The following is a 15,883-nucleotide window of genomic DNA, read 5'->3' on the forward strand; positions in this document are numbered from 1 at the left end:
AAATATTTAAACACCCACATGCTAAATAAAACCAAATATTTACCGGCTATGGCCCTGGCTACGCTGCTCATGGGTAGCTGCTCCCAACAAAATTCGTCGGAAAATGCGAATAATAATTCTGAGCAATCGGGCGCTGTAAATACAACTGCCGCCACCGACACTTTTAAATATGTTACCGACCAGTTTGCCGACCTGCGGGTTTTGCGCTACCAGGTACCAGGCTTTGCCGAACTAACGGCTAAACAAAAAGAGTTGCTGTATTATTTGTACGAAGCGGCGCTTTCAGGCCGGGATATTATTTACGACCAGAACTTTAAACATAATTTGCGCATCCGCCGCACCCTCGATGCCATTGCAGCCAATTACACCGGCGATCGCAACCACCCTGATTTTGGCAAATTCTTGACTTACGCCAAACGGGTTTGGTTTTCGAATGGCATCCATCACCATTATTCCAATAATAAATTTTTACCGGAGTTTAGTCAGGCCTATTTTGCCACTTTGGTAAAAAATTCGCCCAACGCTAAATTCCCACTCGAACCTGGCGAAACACCCGATAAATTAATAGCTACTTTAACGCCGCTTATATTTGATCCGGCGATTGCTGCCAAAAAAGTTAACCTGGCCGAAGGAGAAGACTTAATTAAAACCTCGGCTACTAATTTTTACGAAGGCCTAACCCAAAAAGAAGTTGAAGCTTATTTAGAAAAACAAATAAATAAAGCCGATACCAGACCCATTTCTTACGGCCTTAATTCTAAACTGGTAAAAGAAAACGGCCAGATTGTAGAGAAAGTCTGGAAGGTAGGCGGCATGTACTCGTCGGCTATCAGCAAAATAGTTTACTGGCTCGAAAAAGCTTCGGCCGTAGCCGAAAACCCTAAACAAAAACTGGCGCTGGATAAACTTATTCAATATTACAAAACCGGCGACCTGAAAATATTTGATGAATATAGCATTGCCTGGGTAAACGACACCGATTCCCGCATAGATGTGGTAAATGGGTTTATTGAAGTTTACGGCGACCCGCTGGGCTACCGGGCCTCTTACGAATCGGTGGTATCAATAAAAGATTTACAAGCTACCAAACGTATTAAAGCAATCGGCGACCAGGCGCAATGGTTTGAAGATAATTCGCCGATCCAGCCGGAACATAAAAAGAAAAATGTAACGGGTATTTCGGCCAAAGTAATAACGGTAGTAGTAGAAGGCGGCGATGCGGCACCGAACACGCCCATTGGCATTAACCTGCCTAATGCCAACTGGATCCGGAAAGAACATGGCTCTAAATCGGTTAATTTGGGTAATATTGTAAACGCCTATAACCAGGCAGCCGCCACCAGCTCGGCTTTAGATGAATTTGCTTTTTCTCAGGAAGAAGCAAAACGGGCACGGGAACATGGTTCTTTGGCGGGCAACCTGCACACCGATATGCACGAGGTAATTGGCCACGCGTCCGGGCAAATTAATGCGGGGGTGGGCACGCCCAAGCAGACCCTTAAAAGTTATGCCTCAGCCATAGAAGAAGGCCGCGCCGACCTGGTAGCTTTATATTTCATGCTTGATCCCAAACTGGTGGAGTTGGGAGTAATGCCCTCTCTGGAAGTAGGCAAAGCCGAGTACGATAGTTATATTCGGGGTGGCCTGCTTACCCAATTATCGCGGGTTGCCCCCGGCGAAAACATAGAAGAAGCGCACATGCGTAACCGCCAAATGATCGCTAAATGGGCGCTGGAAAAAGGCAAAGCCAATAACGTAATAGAACAGGTAACCCGCGACGGCAAAACTTATTTCCGGGTAAACGATTACCAGAAGCTGCGCGATTTATTTGGCCAATTGCTACGCGAAACCCAACGCATTACCTCAGAAGGAGATTATGAAGGGGCCCGCCAGCTTATTGAAAACTACGGGGTTAAAGTAGATCAGAAACTCCACCAGGAAGTGCTGGACCGTTATGCTAAATTAAATATTGCCCCTTATTCGGGCTTTATTCAACCTAAACTTACTCCGGTAATGCAAGACGGCAAAATGGTAGATGTTAAAATTTCTTACCCAACCAACTTTGTGCAGCAAATGCTGGAGTACAGTAAAAACTATAGTTTCCTGCCTAACTATAACTAAAGCATTTTGTTTATTATTCTGAATAAACAAAAAAGCCGCACCAGTTGCGGCTTTTTTGTTTATATACCTTTCATAATTAGAACTTGCTCCGGCTATAGGTTATCTGGACAAATAGGCCGTGGGCAGCTGTTACATTGGCCTGTTATTAATAAGATACACCACTATTCTTTTAATTAGGAATGAGCCTGGTTTTAACGCCGCTTCTTTCCGCAACCATGGCCTGCCTCCCACCGCTGCTCTATATTGAGTGCTGCGCTGCCAATAACTAACCCGAATAAAAATATTTGTCATTCAGTAAATTAAATAATGCTTTCACCCGTGAGCTACGTAAACCAAACGCGAATAAAAATGTTAAATTCTAAAACTTTAGATTGCGCTAAACCCGTAAATAGCAATCAACTTTAATCCCCTATCTATAAAACAAACATGAACGAAGACCTATTTTTATTAGAAGATCTTTTCATTCGTCTTCAGGGTAGCCAAATCACTCATTTTTCTTTCAGCAACGATATTTTAAGGCTGCAGTTGGTAGCCTCGGTAGCTACTTATTTATTGCCCAATTCTCACAACCTTAACCTGGTGTTAACCGGTTGCCACCAACTATTTTTTTTAAGTTACAGCCAAAAACAAGAACAACGCACCCCCATTTTGGATGTAGATAAAATATTTTCTCGGGGATTATTGGTGCAGGGTATAGAACTCAGAAACCGAGAAGAAAATAAAAGTCCCCTCAAGGAAGGCTTTATTTTATATTGTAGTTCTTACCTCAGTTCAGTGGAGGCCGGCGAACTGCATTTTAAAGCCAGCGGATTTCAGCTCTACGATCAGGAATTTGGCCGCATTAGTTACCCAGAGTTCCGGAATGCTTCGGAAAAAATAAAATCTACTTCGAAATAATCAAAGCCATTACCCATTCTTTTGTAAGCCAACTCACCCGAATAACAAAAACATTATTTTTTCCTTAGGGTTATATTCCAAGCAGTTTTATCCGTGTAGTTTAATAAGCGAACATTAATTGAAAAAGCGGTATAAATATTTTACCGCAATTTTGCTTTAGCGGGCCAGAAGCATGGTAAAATTTCTTTTCCGGAAAAGATTCAGCGAAATACTTTAATCCCACAAAATCTGTGCTTAATTTTGCGCATGCCAGAGAAAATCTTAATCCTCGATTTTGGCTCGCAATATACCCAGTTAATTGCCCGGCGGGTGCGCGAGTTAAATGTTTACTGCGAAATTTATCCTTATAACAAATTACCGGATTTCACGCCGGATGTAAAAGGCCTTATCCTGTCGGGTAGCCCCTGCTCCGTACGCGATGCCGACCACCCCAGCCCGGATATTAGCGAGTATCGTGGGCAGGTACCGGTTTTAGGTGTTTGCTACGGTGCCCAGTTATTAGCCCACGCCAACGGCGGCGAAGTTTTACCTTCTACCATCCGGGAATACGGCCGGGCTATGCTGAGTGAAGTACATGCCACCAATCGGTTATTAAAAGAAATTACCATTGGCTCCCAGGTTTGGATGTCGCACGGCGATACCATTAAACAACTGCCAGCCAATTTCGAAATTATTTCTAGTACCGATTCGGTGGCCGTTGCGGCCTACAAAATAAGCGACGAAGAAACGTATGGTATTCAGTTTCATCCGGAAGTAACCCACACCACCGAGGGTAAAACGGTATTACGCAATTTTGTGGTGCATATTTGTGGTTGCTCCCAAAACTGGACCCCCGACCAATTTATTGAAACCACTGTAGCCGATCTGCAAAACCAAATTGGCAATGATAAAGTGGTACTGGGTTTATCGGGCGGCGTAGACTCGTCGGTAGCGGCCATGCTCATTCACCAGGCCATCGGTAAAAACCTGTATTGCATTTTTGTCGATAACGGTTTACTCCGGAAAGACGAATTTGAGACCGTTCTGGAATCGTATAAGCACATGGGTTTAAATGTAAAAGGCGTAAATGCCCGCGATAGTTTCTACCAGGCCCTTACCGGTTTAACCGACCCCGAAGAAAAACGCAAGGCTATTGGCCGCGTATTTATTGAGGTTTTCGACGAAGAAGCCCACCAGCTTACCGATGTAAAATGGTTGGCTCAGGGCACCATTTACCCCGATGTTATTGAATCGGTTTCGGTTAAAGGCCCATCGGCTACCATTAAATCGCATCACAACGTGGGCGGTTTGCCCGATTTTATGAAATTAAAAGTAGTGGAGCCGCTAAAAGCTTTATTTAAAGATGAAGTTAGGTTGGTAGGTAAAACGTTAAAAATAGACGACCTGATTCTTAGCCGTCACCCTTTCCCCGGCCCGGGTTTGGCGATCCGGATTATCGGCGACATTACCCCGCAAAAAGTAGCTATTTTGCAGGAAGTTGATCATATATTTATTCAGCAATTACGTAAAACCGGCTTATACGACCAGGTTTGGCAGGCTGGCGCCATTTTGCTGCCTATCCGTACCGTTGGGGTTATGGGCGACGAACGGACCTACGAAAACGTTGTTAGCTTGCGGGCCGTTACCAGCGTAGACGGCATGACAGCCGACTGGGCACATTTACCGTATGAGTTTTTAGCCAATGTATCTAACCAAATCATTAATAAAGTAAAAGGCGTAAACCGGGTAGTTTACGACATTAGCTCTAAACCACCGGCTACCATTGAATGGGAATAATTAAAACATGAAGCTAACCCCGCGTTATTTTTTTAAAAAGTCGGTTTGGAGTTTGTTATGGGTATTGCTGCCGATTACGGTATGGGGCCAATCGGCCCGCGAATACGATAACAAACTCCAGAACGGCCGCTTACTCCTCGACCAGCAAAAGTACGAGCTGGCCATGGCCGAGTTTGTACCGGTTGTAAATGCCGATAAAAGTTATAAGAATTTACCGCAGGCGCTTTACCTGTACAGCGTGGCAGCCCTTAATGCCAAACGGGTGCGCGAAGCCAGCGGCCGTATAAATCAGCTACTGCAGCAATTCCCAAACTGGCCCAATATTAATGAGGCGCGGTACGTGGGCGCCGCCATTGCGTTTGAACAAAAAGAGCACGCCAAAGCCATGACTTTATTAGCGGAGTTGGAAGATAACGCTTTTGATAAAGACAAGGCCGCCATGAAGCAACTGTATTTGTCGCGGGTAACCGAAAAAGAAACTTTGGCTAGCCTGCAGGCGCAATTTTCCGAAGACAGGGAAGTAGCTGTTGCTTACGCCGATAAATTAGCCAGCGGCTGGTACACCCCCGCCGACAAAGGAACCCTGGAAAATATTGTTTCTAAGTTTAAACTCGATAAGAAAAAATATTCCGAAAAAAACCTGGCGGCTGCGCGTAAAAGCGATTACAATGTGGCTGTACTTTTACCTTTCGGCCTGAACGAACCCCGCAGCCAGGCGGCACGCAAAAATAAATTTGCTATAGATTTATACGCCGGCATGTTAATGGCAAAAGATTCCTTAGCCAAAAACAACATTAACTTAAATTTATTTACGTACGATGCGCCGGCCGATACCAACCAGGTAAAAGCAATTTTAAAATTGCCCGAACTGGCCACCATGGATTTAATAATCGGGCCGGTTTACAAATCGGCTAATAGATTAATTTCCAAATTTGCCCAGGAACACCAAATTGTAGCTATCAATCCTTTATCGGAAGATGCCAGTTTGGTTAAAAATAATCCTTACCTGTATTTATACCAAAGTTCTTTTATTACGCAAGCCCGCCGGAGTGCCGATTATGCTTTTGATAATTTTACGCCTAAAACTGCGGTATTGGTATACGATAACACCAACGACGGCCTGGAATTTGCCCGTGCTTACCGGTTGCAATACGAGAAAAGAGGCGGAAAAATATTAACCATAAAAGCGGTAAGCCCTACCAGCACGGCTTCGGGCTTATTATCCAGTATAGATTTTTCTGCGATTGGCCATTTAATGGTTGCTTCCAACAGCATGTCGGTAGCCGTTAATACCATGAGCACCCTCGAGCGTTTATCTACTAAAATTCCGGTAATCACCTACGCATCGTGGTTAGATATAAGCCAATTAAGCCTAAATCAGTTAGACGATCAGGAAATCTATTTTATTTCGCCGAAATACGTAGATACTGCCTTACCGCAGGTTAGGGCTTTCCGGAAAGATTACAAAGAACGTTTTAACATTCCGCCTTCTTACCACAGCTATACCGGCTTTGAGCTGCTATATTACTTTGGCAACATTCTGGCCCGGCACGGAGCCCATTTTAACAGCACCTTGTCTACGGAAGGTGCCATTTCCGGGGCGTTTTTTCAGGGTATTGGCTTCCAGACTGAGCACGATAACCAATATATTCCTATCCTAAAATTAGATAACCAGCAACTAAATGTGGTTAATCCGGTTTTTAAATAATCAGCTTAGGTAAATTTCATGAACGAATTAAATAATAAAGTTAGCCTGGAGCTCTTCCAGCGCGCCCAAAATTCAATTCCGGGTGGGGTAAATTCGCCGGTGCGGGCTTTCCGGGCTGTTGGTGGTAACCCAATATTCATTCAATCGGCCAAGGGCGCGCATCTTTACGACGAAGATGGCAATGCCTACCTCGATTTGATTAACTCGTGGGGCCCTATGATTCTGGGGCACGCCTGCGAAATGGTGCAAGAAGCAGTAAGCAAAGTACTGCCCGATTCTTTCTCGTTTGGTGCGCCTACCCGCCGTGAGGTAGAAATGGCCGAACTCATCATAAACATGGTGCCTTCCGTTGAGAAAGTACGCATGGTAAACTCCGGCACCGAAGCCACCATGTCGGCTATTCGGGTAGCGCGGGGTTATACTGGCCGCGATAAAATAATAAAATTCGAAGGCTGCTACCACGGCCACGGCGATTCCTTCTTAATTGCGGCGGGCAGTGGCGCTATTACGTTAGGCGTACCCGATAGTCCGGGTATTACCAAAGGCACCGCCCAAGATACCATTACCGTACCTTATAATAATTTAGTAGCCGTACAGGCCGCCATAGATGCCGCTCCCGGCCAGATTGCCGCCATAATAGTAGAACCCGTGGCCGGTAATATGGGTTTGGTTGTACCGGCCGAAGGCTTTTTACAAGGACTGCGTGATATTTGCACCAAAGAAAATATTATCCTGATTTTTGATGAAGTAATGACGGGTTTCCGATTAGCCAAAGGTGGTGCCCAGGAGCGTTTTGGGGTAATGCCCGACATGACTACTTTGGGTAAAATAATTGGTGGTGGATTTCCGGTGGGCGCTTACGGCGGCCGGAAAGAGATAATGGACACCGTGGCGCCGGCGGGTCCGGTTTACCAGGCGGGCACTTTATCGGGGAACCCGGTAGCAATGGCGGCTGGCCTGCGCATGCTTACTTACTTAAATGAGCACGACGAGGTGTACGGTTATTTAGAAAACATTTCGGATAAGCTGGTTTACGGCATGCGCGCAAACCTGGAGCAGGTAGGGTTAAATTACACCATCAACCACGTAGGTTCTATGCTTAGTATTTTCTTTACCCGTCAGCCGGTAACCGATTTTGATTCGGCCAAAACCTCTAACCTAAAATTATTCGGGCATTATTTTAACAGTATGTTGCGGCAAGGCATTTACCTGGCCCCATCGCAATACGAAACCTTGTTTATTTCTACCGCTATTACCGACGAAATGGCAGATAAATATTTGGCAGCCAACCTCGAAGCCTTAAAAGAACTAAAAGCTTATTTATAAACTAATAAATATTCAAGCCATAACTAAATCCGCCCGTGGGCGGATTTTTTATTACCTTTACTTTTACAAAATTTAGCTTAACTTTTATGATTCTGACGGATAAGGAAATATTGGCCCAAATGGAAAAAGGCAATATTGTGATAGAACCTTTTAGCCGGGCCTGTTTGGGCACCAACTCCTACGATGTGCACTTGGGTAAGTACTTAGCCACTTATAAAGACGAAATTATTGACGCGCGCAAACACAACGAAATAGAAGTGTTCGAAATTCCTGCCGAAGGTTATGTGCTTCAGCCCAAAACCCTTTACCTGGGCGTAACCGAAGAATATACCGAATCGCATGCGCAGGTACCATTTCTGGAGGGGAAATCAAGTGTTGGCCGCTTAGGTATTGATATTCATGCGACTGCCGGCAAAGGCGATGTAGGCTTCTGCAACACCTGGACTCTGGAAATATCGGTTACGCAACCCGTAAGAGTTTACCACGGCATGCCCATTGGCCAGTTAATCTATTTTGAGGTAAAAGGCGATATCGAAAATTTATATAATAAAAAATCATCGGCGAAGTATAATGCCCGCACTACCAAGCCGGTAGAATCCATGATGTGGAAAAACCAATGGTAGTTAGCGACTATTATCTTAGTAAAATCATATTAATACCTTTAAACTGAAAGGAAATAAGGCAATATTTTTCGTATTAAAAAAGAACAGAACCAACTTTTCCGGCTTAAACTTTGTTATAGAAACGAGAAAAGTGGGCTAGTAACCAATAACGGAAAAAGATATGAAAAAGATAATTGTAATGTCCTGTCTGGTTTTTGCTTCGGTTTTTAGTGCCTTAGCCCAAGACAAGCAGGGTACGGCTGAAGAACGTGCTAACCGCTTATCTGACCAAATGATCCGGGAATTGCGCCTGAATAACTTCCAGGCTAATCGGGTAAGAGAAATTAACCTGGATAAGGTAAGTAAAATGATAGCTGAGGAGCAGAAAAACGCGCATAATCCGGCTCTGGTAGATAAAAACTGTAGAGGTATTTGTAAAGAACGCGACAGCGAGCTCGAAAACTTTTTAAGTTCGGATCAATATAGTTCTTACTACAGTTCCCGGAACAAATATTATAAATATGATAAAGACTTTGCGGCCCAAATTGGTGCCGAGCCTACCATTACCGGTAAAAATCAAAAGCCGGCTCTCCCGGTAGGTGAAAAAGTTGCTCCGGTGGTTAACCGGAATACGGCTGTACTTAGACCAGACGATAGCAAATAATAAATGTGCTGATGAGATAACTAAAAAGCCTCCCGAAAATAAACTTCGGGAGGCTTTTTAGTTACGTTGCACCAACAATAGCTAAACTAAATAATCAATATTTAGAAGCTGACATTTTAATTGTCTGTTGCTGCTTGTAAATTTCACTTTATGGAATCTTCATCCATTTTCAAAGATGTTATTTATGCAATAAGCACATTAGCATATCAGCACATTAAATATTATTGCCCCTGTTGCTCTAAATGCTTGCTTATATCATCGCAAAGGTCTCGTAGTTTTTTAGCCATTACTTCATCGCCGGTGGCCGTCATGATGGTTTGGGCCATCGAACCAATAGTATCCAGGTAAAAGTGCTTCATTTCGTCTACGGGCATATCTTTGGTCCATAAATCCATTTTCATGGTACCCTCCTGGTTGCGGTCCCACAAAGCAATATTTATGGCTTTGGCAAAATGAATTTGCTCCCCGGCATCGGTAGCCCGCCAGCTGATGGCTTCGGGCACATTCTGGTCATCCAGGGCAACACTAAAATATATCTCTGATTTGTTCATGTCTGTTTTATTTGATTTTTGCGCAAAGGTAAATAATTAGGCGCTAATTGTATTGTCTTTCGCCAATTATGGGCATAAAAAAAGGGAAGTGCCCTTCCCTTTCTTATTACTGATTTTATAAATCTTAAACGTAGTTGTTTAACATTACCGGCATAACCAGCATTAAAATATTTTCGTTATCGTCGTTGGTAGATGGCATTAACAACCCGGCCCGGTTAGGCGTAGATAGCTCCAACGATATTTCGTCGGCATCGATATTGTTTAGCATTTCAATCAGGAAACGGGCATTAAAACCAATTTCCATATCTTCGCCATCGTACTGGCAAGACAATCTTTCGTTCGCTTCGTTCGAGAAATCCAGGTCCTCAGCCGATACGTGTAATTCGCTGCCAGCAATGCGTAAACGTACCTGGTGGGTAGTTTTATTTGAATAAATCGAAATACGCTTAATTGAGCTGAGTAAATCGTAGCGGTCAATTACCAGTTTATTCGGATTTTTTGCCGGAATCACGTTTTCATAATCCGGATAGCGTTCATCAATCAGGCGGCAAACCATCCGTACATTTTCAAAGCTGAAAAACGCATTAGAGGTATTAAACTCAACCCGCACCGTAGTTGCCTCAGAAGGCAAAGTAGCTTTTAACAGATTAAAGGCTTTCCGGGGAATAATAATAGATGCGGTATTGCCGGTAGAAACATCAAAACGGCGGTACCGCAATAACCGATGACCATCGGTGGCCACAAAGGTAATATTGTCTTCGTTCAGTTGCACAAAAATACCGGTCATGGCAGGCCGGAGTTCGTCGGTGCTTACGGCAAAAATGGTTTTGTTAATAGCGCGGGCCAATAAATTAGATGGCACTTCAATGGTATTACTACCTCTTACCACCGGCACCCGCGGGAAATCCGTTGCGTTCTCGCCGGATAATTTATAACGTCCGTTGGCCGAGCTGAGCTCAATGGTATACGTTTCTTCGTCGATGGTGAAGGTAACCGGCTGGTCGGGCAAATTCTTCAGCGTATCGAGTAAGATACGCGCCGGAGCGGCAATTCGGCCATTTTCTTTCGCCTCCACCGGCATTTCGGTAATCATGGAAGTTTCCAAATCGCTGGCGGTAATGGTAAGCGTTCCTTCGTTAATCTCAAAAAGAAAATTTTCGAGTATAGGAACCACCGGATTATTGGTTATAACGCCATTTATGCCCTGGAGCTGTTTTAATAATGCCGAAGACGATACAATAAATTTCATGCCGATCAGTCGTTTATATTTGTAAGTTAATCTGTTTAAAGGGATTATTAATTTAAAGGCAATTGCGCCCAAGCCACCGCTTAACCGCCTCATTAATGCTGAAGCAAATTAGGTTAATTTATGAAAATATTAAAACAATTAAGCGAGAAAAGGAATTAATTCTGCTAACTACCTAATGAATATTTACCGGATATTTTCCCGTTTGCGCTTTATCTTGTTTTAAATACCAAATTGAGTCGGGGCTACAATACGGATTAACAATTGCCTAAATTAATATATTAATTTCAATGCTGAATATTTTATCAAAACTATCCTGCAGAAAATATTCTATTAGCGTAAAACTCTTTATAATTTAATTTAAACTCCAGCGTATTTACGCCGACGTAAGTAATACCGCGCTACGCCAAAAATAACTAATATCATCAATGGCAAACCAATATTAAACAGTTGCCAATATTGCTTTTCTTCGGCAACTTTTACGCGGTTCAAAGGCCGTATCTTAATTTCTTTCGACCGCAACGAAATTAGGTTAGATTCGTCGAGCAGGTAATCTACGGCATTGGTAACAAAGTCGCGGTTGGCAAAAGTAGCGCCCGAGTAGCGGTCGAAACCGAGTCGGTAAGGTTGCTGTGTTTTGGGGTTAACATCGTTCCGGACTAAATCACCATCCGAGACTACCATAATTTGCGAAGGTTTATTCGGTTTACGGGCTCCTTTTTCTACAATACCATTGGGTATAGGCCGGTTAGCGAAAACCGATTTAAATTGCCCTTCTAACAAATAAGCCAGCACCTGTGGACCAGATTTAAATTCTTTAGGATCAGGCGGTATCCGTGCTTCATCTAAACTAACGCTTGCCGGCGTTTGCGTAACCTTGGAGAACGGCGAAGTAGCAATTAAAGGCGTTTTTTTAATGCCTCGGGCCCTTACTGTATCTATGTTACTCACAAATTTTCCGTACAGGGCATCTAAATTACGCGTTATTGGGTGTTTGTTAAAACCATTTATTACCGGGTAATAACGCCAGTTTACCAGTTGGGTCTGGGGCTGATTGCCCATCATTCCTACCACCAAAGGAATCTGGCCGGCATTGATATCCTGTACCAAGTTAGCGTTTAGCCTTACCCCGTAAGTAAACAATAAATCCTGCAAGTTTTGGTCTAAAGGCAAAGCTACGGTTCCTTCGGTCCGGAGGCTATCCAGCGAAATATTAACCGGATCGATGAAAAACATGGCTTTGCCACCAGCCAGGATAAACTGGTCGAGCTTATACTTTTCTGACTCCGAATACTTAAGCAACGGTTTGGCAATTATTACGCCGTCCAACGCATTTAAGTCGGCTACTTTGTTTAAATCAACCCGAAATACATCGTAATTCTTTTGCAGCGTCGAAATTAAGTCGGCAGTCTCGAGAATATTTAATTCGCCGTGCCCTTCCAGGTAGCCAATTCTTTTTTTACGGGTTTGGGTAAGTTGCCGGATGGCAGCAGCCAATTCAAACTCCAAGCCTTCTATCGACTGGTTTAACCGTTCATCGGCTCCGGCCGCTTGGTTGCCGCGTAAAAACTGAACCGGTACCTCCTTGCCCTGGCTCGAGACAATTCCGCCCGGAAAAATTAACTTTTCTACGCGCTTGTCGCCTTCATTGGCCGTTAAATTGGTAGGCTGAATTCCTTTAAGCGCCAGTTGCTCATAATATTTATTCCGCTTTTCAGGATCAGGGTTCGCGCTGGGATCAATAAAGTTAAAAGTTACCCGTTCATCGGAATAAATTCTAAACTCTTCTAACATTTCCCGTACGGCATTCTGTAACCGCCGGAACCGACCGGGAAATTCGCCGGCGAGGTAAACATCTACGGTTACATCTTTTTGCAGATTGGCTAAAAGCCTTTTGGTTACCGGGGCAATGGTGTAGCGTTTATCCTGGGTTAAATCTATCCGGAAATAATAATTGGCCAAAACTATATTCAGGAGCACAATTACAACGGCAGCAACCAAAAACCAAGTAATATCTTTCTTTTTACGGGATGTAAATTGCGGCTTGTTTTCTGCTACCATTTCCGGCTCTCCAGGACTAATTTAGTGGCAAATAAAAACAAACCGATTACACTAAGAAAGTAAAGAACATCGCGAGAATCAATTAAGCCTTTACTTAAAGCGTTATAGTGAAAAGATATACCTAAAGAACTGATTACGTAAGACATATTCCCTCCCATCTCAATAGATGCGATATAATCGAAACCTGTATAAACCAGAAAACAAAGCACCACCGCCAGAATAAAAGCAATAATCTGGTTTTCGGTTATGGCCGAAGCAAAGACTCCAATGGCCGTAAATATAGCGGCTAAAAACAGCAATCCGATATAAGACCCCGTTACCGCTGCCGAATCTATATTGCCCACCGGGTTACCCAAGGCATAAATGCTGTAGTAATAGAGCAAAGTAGGTAGTAATGCCAGCAAAGCCAATAAGAGGCAAGCCAGATATTTACCAGTTAATAATTGTAAATCGGTGATGGGTTTGGTTAGCAAAAGCTCTAAGGTGCCGCCTTTTTTCTCTTCGGAAAAGGTTCGCATGGTAATAGCGGGAATCAGGAACAAAAAAATCCAGGGAGCCATTACAAACAAAGTTTGCATATCGGCATAACCGTATTCCAGCACACTGGTTTCCGGAAAAACCCACATAAACAACCCAATGGCTACCAGGAAAACCCCGATAACAATATAGGCTATCATTGAATTAAGAAAACTATTTACTTCTTTTTGCAGAATTGCAAACATATTTTGTCATTATGAATTAGAAATTATGAGGTAGAAATGAATCAGCCTTTTGAAGTTTATTTCAAAACTAATTCATAATTTCTGATTTTAATTTCTAATTTATTTACTCGTTAGTTGCCGGAAAATATTTTCCAGGGAGTTTTCTTCCTGACGTAAACCAATCAGGCTCCAGTTGTGCGAGGCCGCTAAATTAAATACTGCCGCCCGTATATCTTTACCCCGCTCCGACCGTAACCGGTAACGATTATAGGGCAGCGGCTCAACCGCTATTATGGCCGGAATAGCGCTAAATAATGCCGGGTCAATCTGGCTTTCAAATTCGGCCACGGTTATAACTTCGGCTTTATTTATGCTGTTTAAAGTGGCTACTTCGCTATCGGCGGCTACCCGGCCCTGGTTTATAATTACTACGCGGTCGCAAATGGCCGTAACTTCCTGCATAATGTGCGTCGAAAATATTACCGTTTTTTCCTGACCAATATTTTTTATCACCTGTCGTATTTCGCTTATCTGGTTAGGATCCAGACCGGTAGTTGGCTCGTCTAAAATCAAAACTTCAGGGTCGTGAATAATAGCTTGTGCCAATCCCACCCGTTGCCGATAGCCTTTAGACAAAGACCCGATCTTTTTACCTTGCTCCTGCGTAAGCCCGCAGAGTTGCACCATTTCCTGGATGCGCCGTGTTAAATTACTCCCCCGCAAGCCCTGTACCGAACCGGCAAATTGCAGATATTCTTTCACGTACATATCGAGGTAGAGCGGGTTGTGCTCGGGCAAATAACCAACCTGCCGCCTTACGGCAATGGGGGCTTCGGTAACATCGTAACCGTTAATCATAACCGTACCTGCCGAAGGCGGCAAATAACAGGTAGCAATTTTCATGGTGGTAGATTTACCCGCTCCGTTAGGCCCCAGGAAACCTAATATTTGCCCTTTGCCTACCTGAAACGAAATATTATCGACCGCCCGCTGGCTCCCGAAAATTTTGGTTAAATTTTTTACCTCTACCGACATTTACATTTTTAGGTTAATACCTCAAAACGTGCAAATATAGGTGAAATTTTACTGAACTTTACGTTTTCCTTTCGGCATTAAAGGTCTTACTTCTATATCTACGTGGTGGTAGTTGGGTGGCGATTGCAATACGTGCATGATGGTAGAAGCAATATCTTCGGGTTGCATCATGTTTTCGGGCGAAGTTTTATTATCGAAATTCTGGAAAAATTCGGTATTTACCGAACCAGGGTAGATACAACTTACTTTTACTCCAAAATCGCGCACTTCTTTGTACAGGGCCTGCGACATACCCCGCACTGCAAATTTAGTAGCACAATAACCGGCCAGGGTTTCGGAAGCCATTAACCCCGCTATCGACGAAATATTAACAATATGGCCATACTCCTGCTGTTTCATGCCGGGCAGTACGGCCCTGGTGCAATAATACAAACCGTGTACATTGGTATCGAACATGAGGTGCCAATCTTCTGTGGTTTGTTCTTCGAGTAAACCTTGTTTGCCTAAACCGGCATTATTTACCAGAACTGCTACCGGCATACCGGCTTTATCTATGGTTTCCTGGTGCGCCTGTGTTACGGCTTGCTGGTCCCGTACGTCGGTTTTTATAAAGAAATAATTGGGGTGGTCTACTGGTGCGGACCGCCTGCCCCATCCTGCCACTATGGCACCACTTTCTAAACAAGCTTTTACGGTAGCCAAGCCAATACCACTGCTCACCCCGGTAATTACAATTAATTTATTTTCCAGATTCATCGTTTTATTTTTAAAAAGGTTCAGGTTAGTTTAAGTCGGGTAAAGTTAATAAGCCAGCCTAAATTTTGTTGCGGCATACTGCCTTTATAGATTTTATCTATTAGCTTAACTACGCATTTATTTGGTTTGAATCTAGATGCTAATAAAATTAGGTTTCAAAACAATAGCTAAAATCCACATTGCTTCAGATTAACTATAGCAAATAATTTTAAACTGTTAACTGTTAATTATCAGGATAATATAGTCAATTTATTAAATAATCACTTTTAACCATCAGCTTTCAATATCGCCTAATTGAGGCCGGATTAATATTTCTTCTACCACGGTACTGGCCGACATACAATAGGCATTGCTAATAGCTGCCGCAACGTCTTCGGCTTTCATGAACCGCTCTGGTGGCAAATCTACGCCTTCCCAACTAGCAGTTAAAGTTGCCCCC

The 15,883-nt window shown here is 43.4% G+C and carries 13 protein-coding genes and 1 pseudogene; 7 read left to right on the plus strand and 7 right to left on the minus strand.

Going from position 1 to position 15,883, the window contains the following annotated elements; all coding sequences use genetic code 11:
• Window positions 1-18: 18 nt before the first annotated feature.
• From ACO1R6_RS08195 to ACO1R6_RS08225, 7 genes are all read left to right on the plus strand, one after another.
• Entirely contained in the window at window positions 19-2,121 is a 2,103-nt protein-coding gene (locus ACO1R6_RS08195; RefSeq protein WP_486263786.1) for a dipeptidyl-peptidase 3 family protein, read from the plus strand.
• A gap of 426 nt (window positions 2,122-2,547) precedes the next feature.
• Window positions 2,548-3,018 (plus strand): hypothetical protein, encoded by a 471-nt coding sequence (locus tag ACO1R6_RS08200; RefSeq protein ID WP_486263788.1) that lies wholly within the window; start codon window positions 2,548-2,550, stop codon window positions 3,016-3,018.
• A 246-nt stretch (window positions 3,019-3,264) separates the two neighbouring features.
• Window positions 3,265-4,794 (plus strand): glutamine-hydrolyzing GMP synthase, encoded by a 1,530-nt coding sequence (guaA, locus tag ACO1R6_RS08205; protein WP_486263790.1) that lies wholly within the window; start codon window positions 3,265-3,267, stop codon window positions 4,792-4,794.
• Window positions 4,795-4,801: 7 nt separating this feature from the next.
• On the plus strand, window positions 4,802-6,502 hold the full coding sequence (locus ACO1R6_RS08210; RefSeq protein WP_486263792.1) for an ABC transporter substrate-binding protein: 1,701 nt from the start codon (window positions 4,802-4,804) through the stop codon (window positions 6,500-6,502).
• A gap of 18 nt (window positions 6,503-6,520) precedes the next feature.
• Window positions 6,521-7,828 (plus strand): glutamate-1-semialdehyde 2,1-aminomutase, encoded by a 1,308-nt coding sequence (hemL, locus tag ACO1R6_RS08215; RefSeq protein ID WP_486263794.1) that lies wholly within the window; start codon window positions 6,521-6,523, stop codon window positions 7,826-7,828.
• Window positions 7,829-7,914: 86 nt separating this feature from the next.
• The gene (gene dcd / locus ACO1R6_RS08220) at window positions 7,915-8,451 is read left to right on the plus strand and encodes a dCTP deaminase (RefSeq protein ID WP_486263796.1); all 537 of its coding nucleotides are present in this window, start codon (window positions 7,915-7,917) and stop codon (window positions 8,449-8,451) included.
• Window positions 8,452-8,611: 160 nt separating this feature from the next.
• Window positions 8,612-9,094, plus strand: coding sequence for a hypothetical protein (locus tag ACO1R6_RS08225; RefSeq protein WP_486263798.1), 483 nt, complete (start codon window positions 8,612-8,614; stop codon window positions 9,092-9,094).
• A 221-nt stretch (window positions 9,095-9,315) separates the two neighbouring features.
• Here ACO1R6_RS08225 and gldC read toward each other — a convergent pair whose 3' ends face one another.
• The 7 genes and pseudogenes from gldC to ACO1R6_RS08260 all read right to left on the minus strand — a co-directional run.
• Entirely contained in the window at window positions 9,316-9,645 is a 330-nt protein-coding gene (gldC, locus tag ACO1R6_RS08230; RefSeq protein WP_486263800.1) for a gliding motility protein GldC, read from the minus strand.
• A gap of 124 nt (window positions 9,646-9,769) precedes the next feature.
• Window positions 9,770-10,894 carry a DNA polymerase III subunit beta gene (dnaN, locus tag ACO1R6_RS08235; RefSeq protein ID WP_486263802.1) on the minus strand — a complete coding sequence of 375 codons (1,125 nt, stop codon included), beginning with the start codon at window positions 10,892-10,894 and terminating at the stop codon, window positions 9,770-9,772.
• Window positions 10,895-11,251: 357 nt separating this feature from the next.
• On the minus strand, window positions 11,252-12,952 hold the full coding sequence (gene gldG, locus ACO1R6_RS08240) for a gliding motility-associated ABC transporter substrate-binding protein GldG (RefSeq protein WP_486263804.1): 1,701 nt from the start codon (window positions 12,950-12,952) through the stop codon (window positions 11,252-11,254).
• Window positions 12,946-13,674: a gliding motility-associated ABC transporter permease subunit GldF gene (gene gldF, locus ACO1R6_RS08245; RefSeq protein WP_486263806.1), complete on the minus strand. Its 729-nt coding sequence runs from the start codon at window positions 13,672-13,674 to the stop codon at window positions 12,946-12,948. The genes gldG and gldF overlap by 7 nt, the downstream gene beginning before the upstream one ends.
• Before the next feature lie 99 nt (window positions 13,675-13,773).
• Window positions 13,774-14,688: a gliding motility-associated ABC transporter ATP-binding subunit GldA gene (gene gldA, locus ACO1R6_RS08250; RefSeq protein WP_486263807.1), complete on the minus strand. Its 915-nt coding sequence runs from the start codon at window positions 14,686-14,688 to the stop codon at window positions 13,774-13,776.
• A gap of 48 nt (window positions 14,689-14,736) precedes the next feature.
• The gene (locus tag ACO1R6_RS08255) at window positions 14,737-15,444 is read right to left on the minus strand and encodes an SDR family oxidoreductase (protein WP_486263809.1); all 708 of its coding nucleotides are present in this window, start codon (window positions 15,442-15,444) and stop codon (window positions 14,737-14,739) included.
• A 273-nt stretch (window positions 15,445-15,717) separates the two neighbouring features.
• Window positions 15,718-15,883, minus strand: a pseudogene (locus ACO1R6_RS08260) (short-chain dehydrogenase); the annotation flags it as partial.

This window comes from Adhaeribacter sp., from assembly GCF_057359045.1.

What these genes read in the sequence shown, in the direction of transcription:
- ACO1R6_RS08195 (WP_486263786.1), top strand. Translation starts at nt 19, where the DNA reads ATGCTAAATAAAACCAAATATTTACCGGCTATGGCCCTGGCTACGCTG.
- ACO1R6_RS08200 (WP_486263788.1), top strand. Translation starts at nt 2,548, where the DNA reads ATGAACGAAGACCTATTTTTATTAGAAGATCTTTTCATTCGTCTTCAG.
- guaA (WP_486263790.1), top strand. Translation starts at nt 3,265, where the DNA reads ATGCCAGAGAAAATCTTAATCCTCGATTTTGGCTCGCAATATACCCAG.
- ACO1R6_RS08210 (WP_486263792.1), top strand. Translation starts at nt 4,802, where the DNA reads ATGAAGCTAACCCCGCGTTATTTTTTTAAAAAGTCGGTTTGGAGTTTG.
- hemL (WP_486263794.1), top strand. Translation starts at nt 6,521, where the DNA reads ATGAACGAATTAAATAATAAAGTTAGCCTGGAGCTCTTCCAGCGCGCC.
- dcd (WP_486263796.1), top strand. Translation starts at nt 7,915, where the DNA reads ATGATTCTGACGGATAAGGAAATATTGGCCCAAATGGAAAAAGGCAAT.
- ACO1R6_RS08225 (WP_486263798.1), top strand. Translation starts at nt 8,612, where the DNA reads ATGAAAAAGATAATTGTAATGTCCTGTCTGGTTTTTGCTTCGGTTTTT.
- gldC (WP_486263800.1), bottom strand. Translation starts at nt 9,645, where the DNA reads ATGAACAAATCAGAGATATATTTTAGTGTTGCCCTGGATGACCAGAAT.
- dnaN (WP_486263802.1), bottom strand. Translation starts at nt 10,894, where the DNA reads ATGAAATTTATTGTATCGTCTTCGGCATTATTAAAACAGCTCCAGGGC.
- gldG (WP_486263804.1), bottom strand. Translation starts at nt 12,952, where the DNA reads ATGGTAGCAGAAAACAAGCCGCAATTTACATCCCGTAAAAAGAAAGAT.
- gldF (WP_486263806.1), bottom strand. Translation starts at nt 13,674, where the DNA reads ATGTTTGCAATTCTGCAAAAAGAAGTAAATAGTTTTCTTAATTCAATG.
- gldA (WP_486263807.1), bottom strand. Translation starts at nt 14,688, where the DNA reads ATGTCGGTAGAGGTAAAAAATTTAACCAAAATTTTCGGGAGCCAGCGG.
- ACO1R6_RS08255 (WP_486263809.1), bottom strand. Translation starts at nt 15,444, where the DNA reads ATGAATCTGGAAAATAAATTAATTGTAATTACCGGGGTGAGCAGTGGT.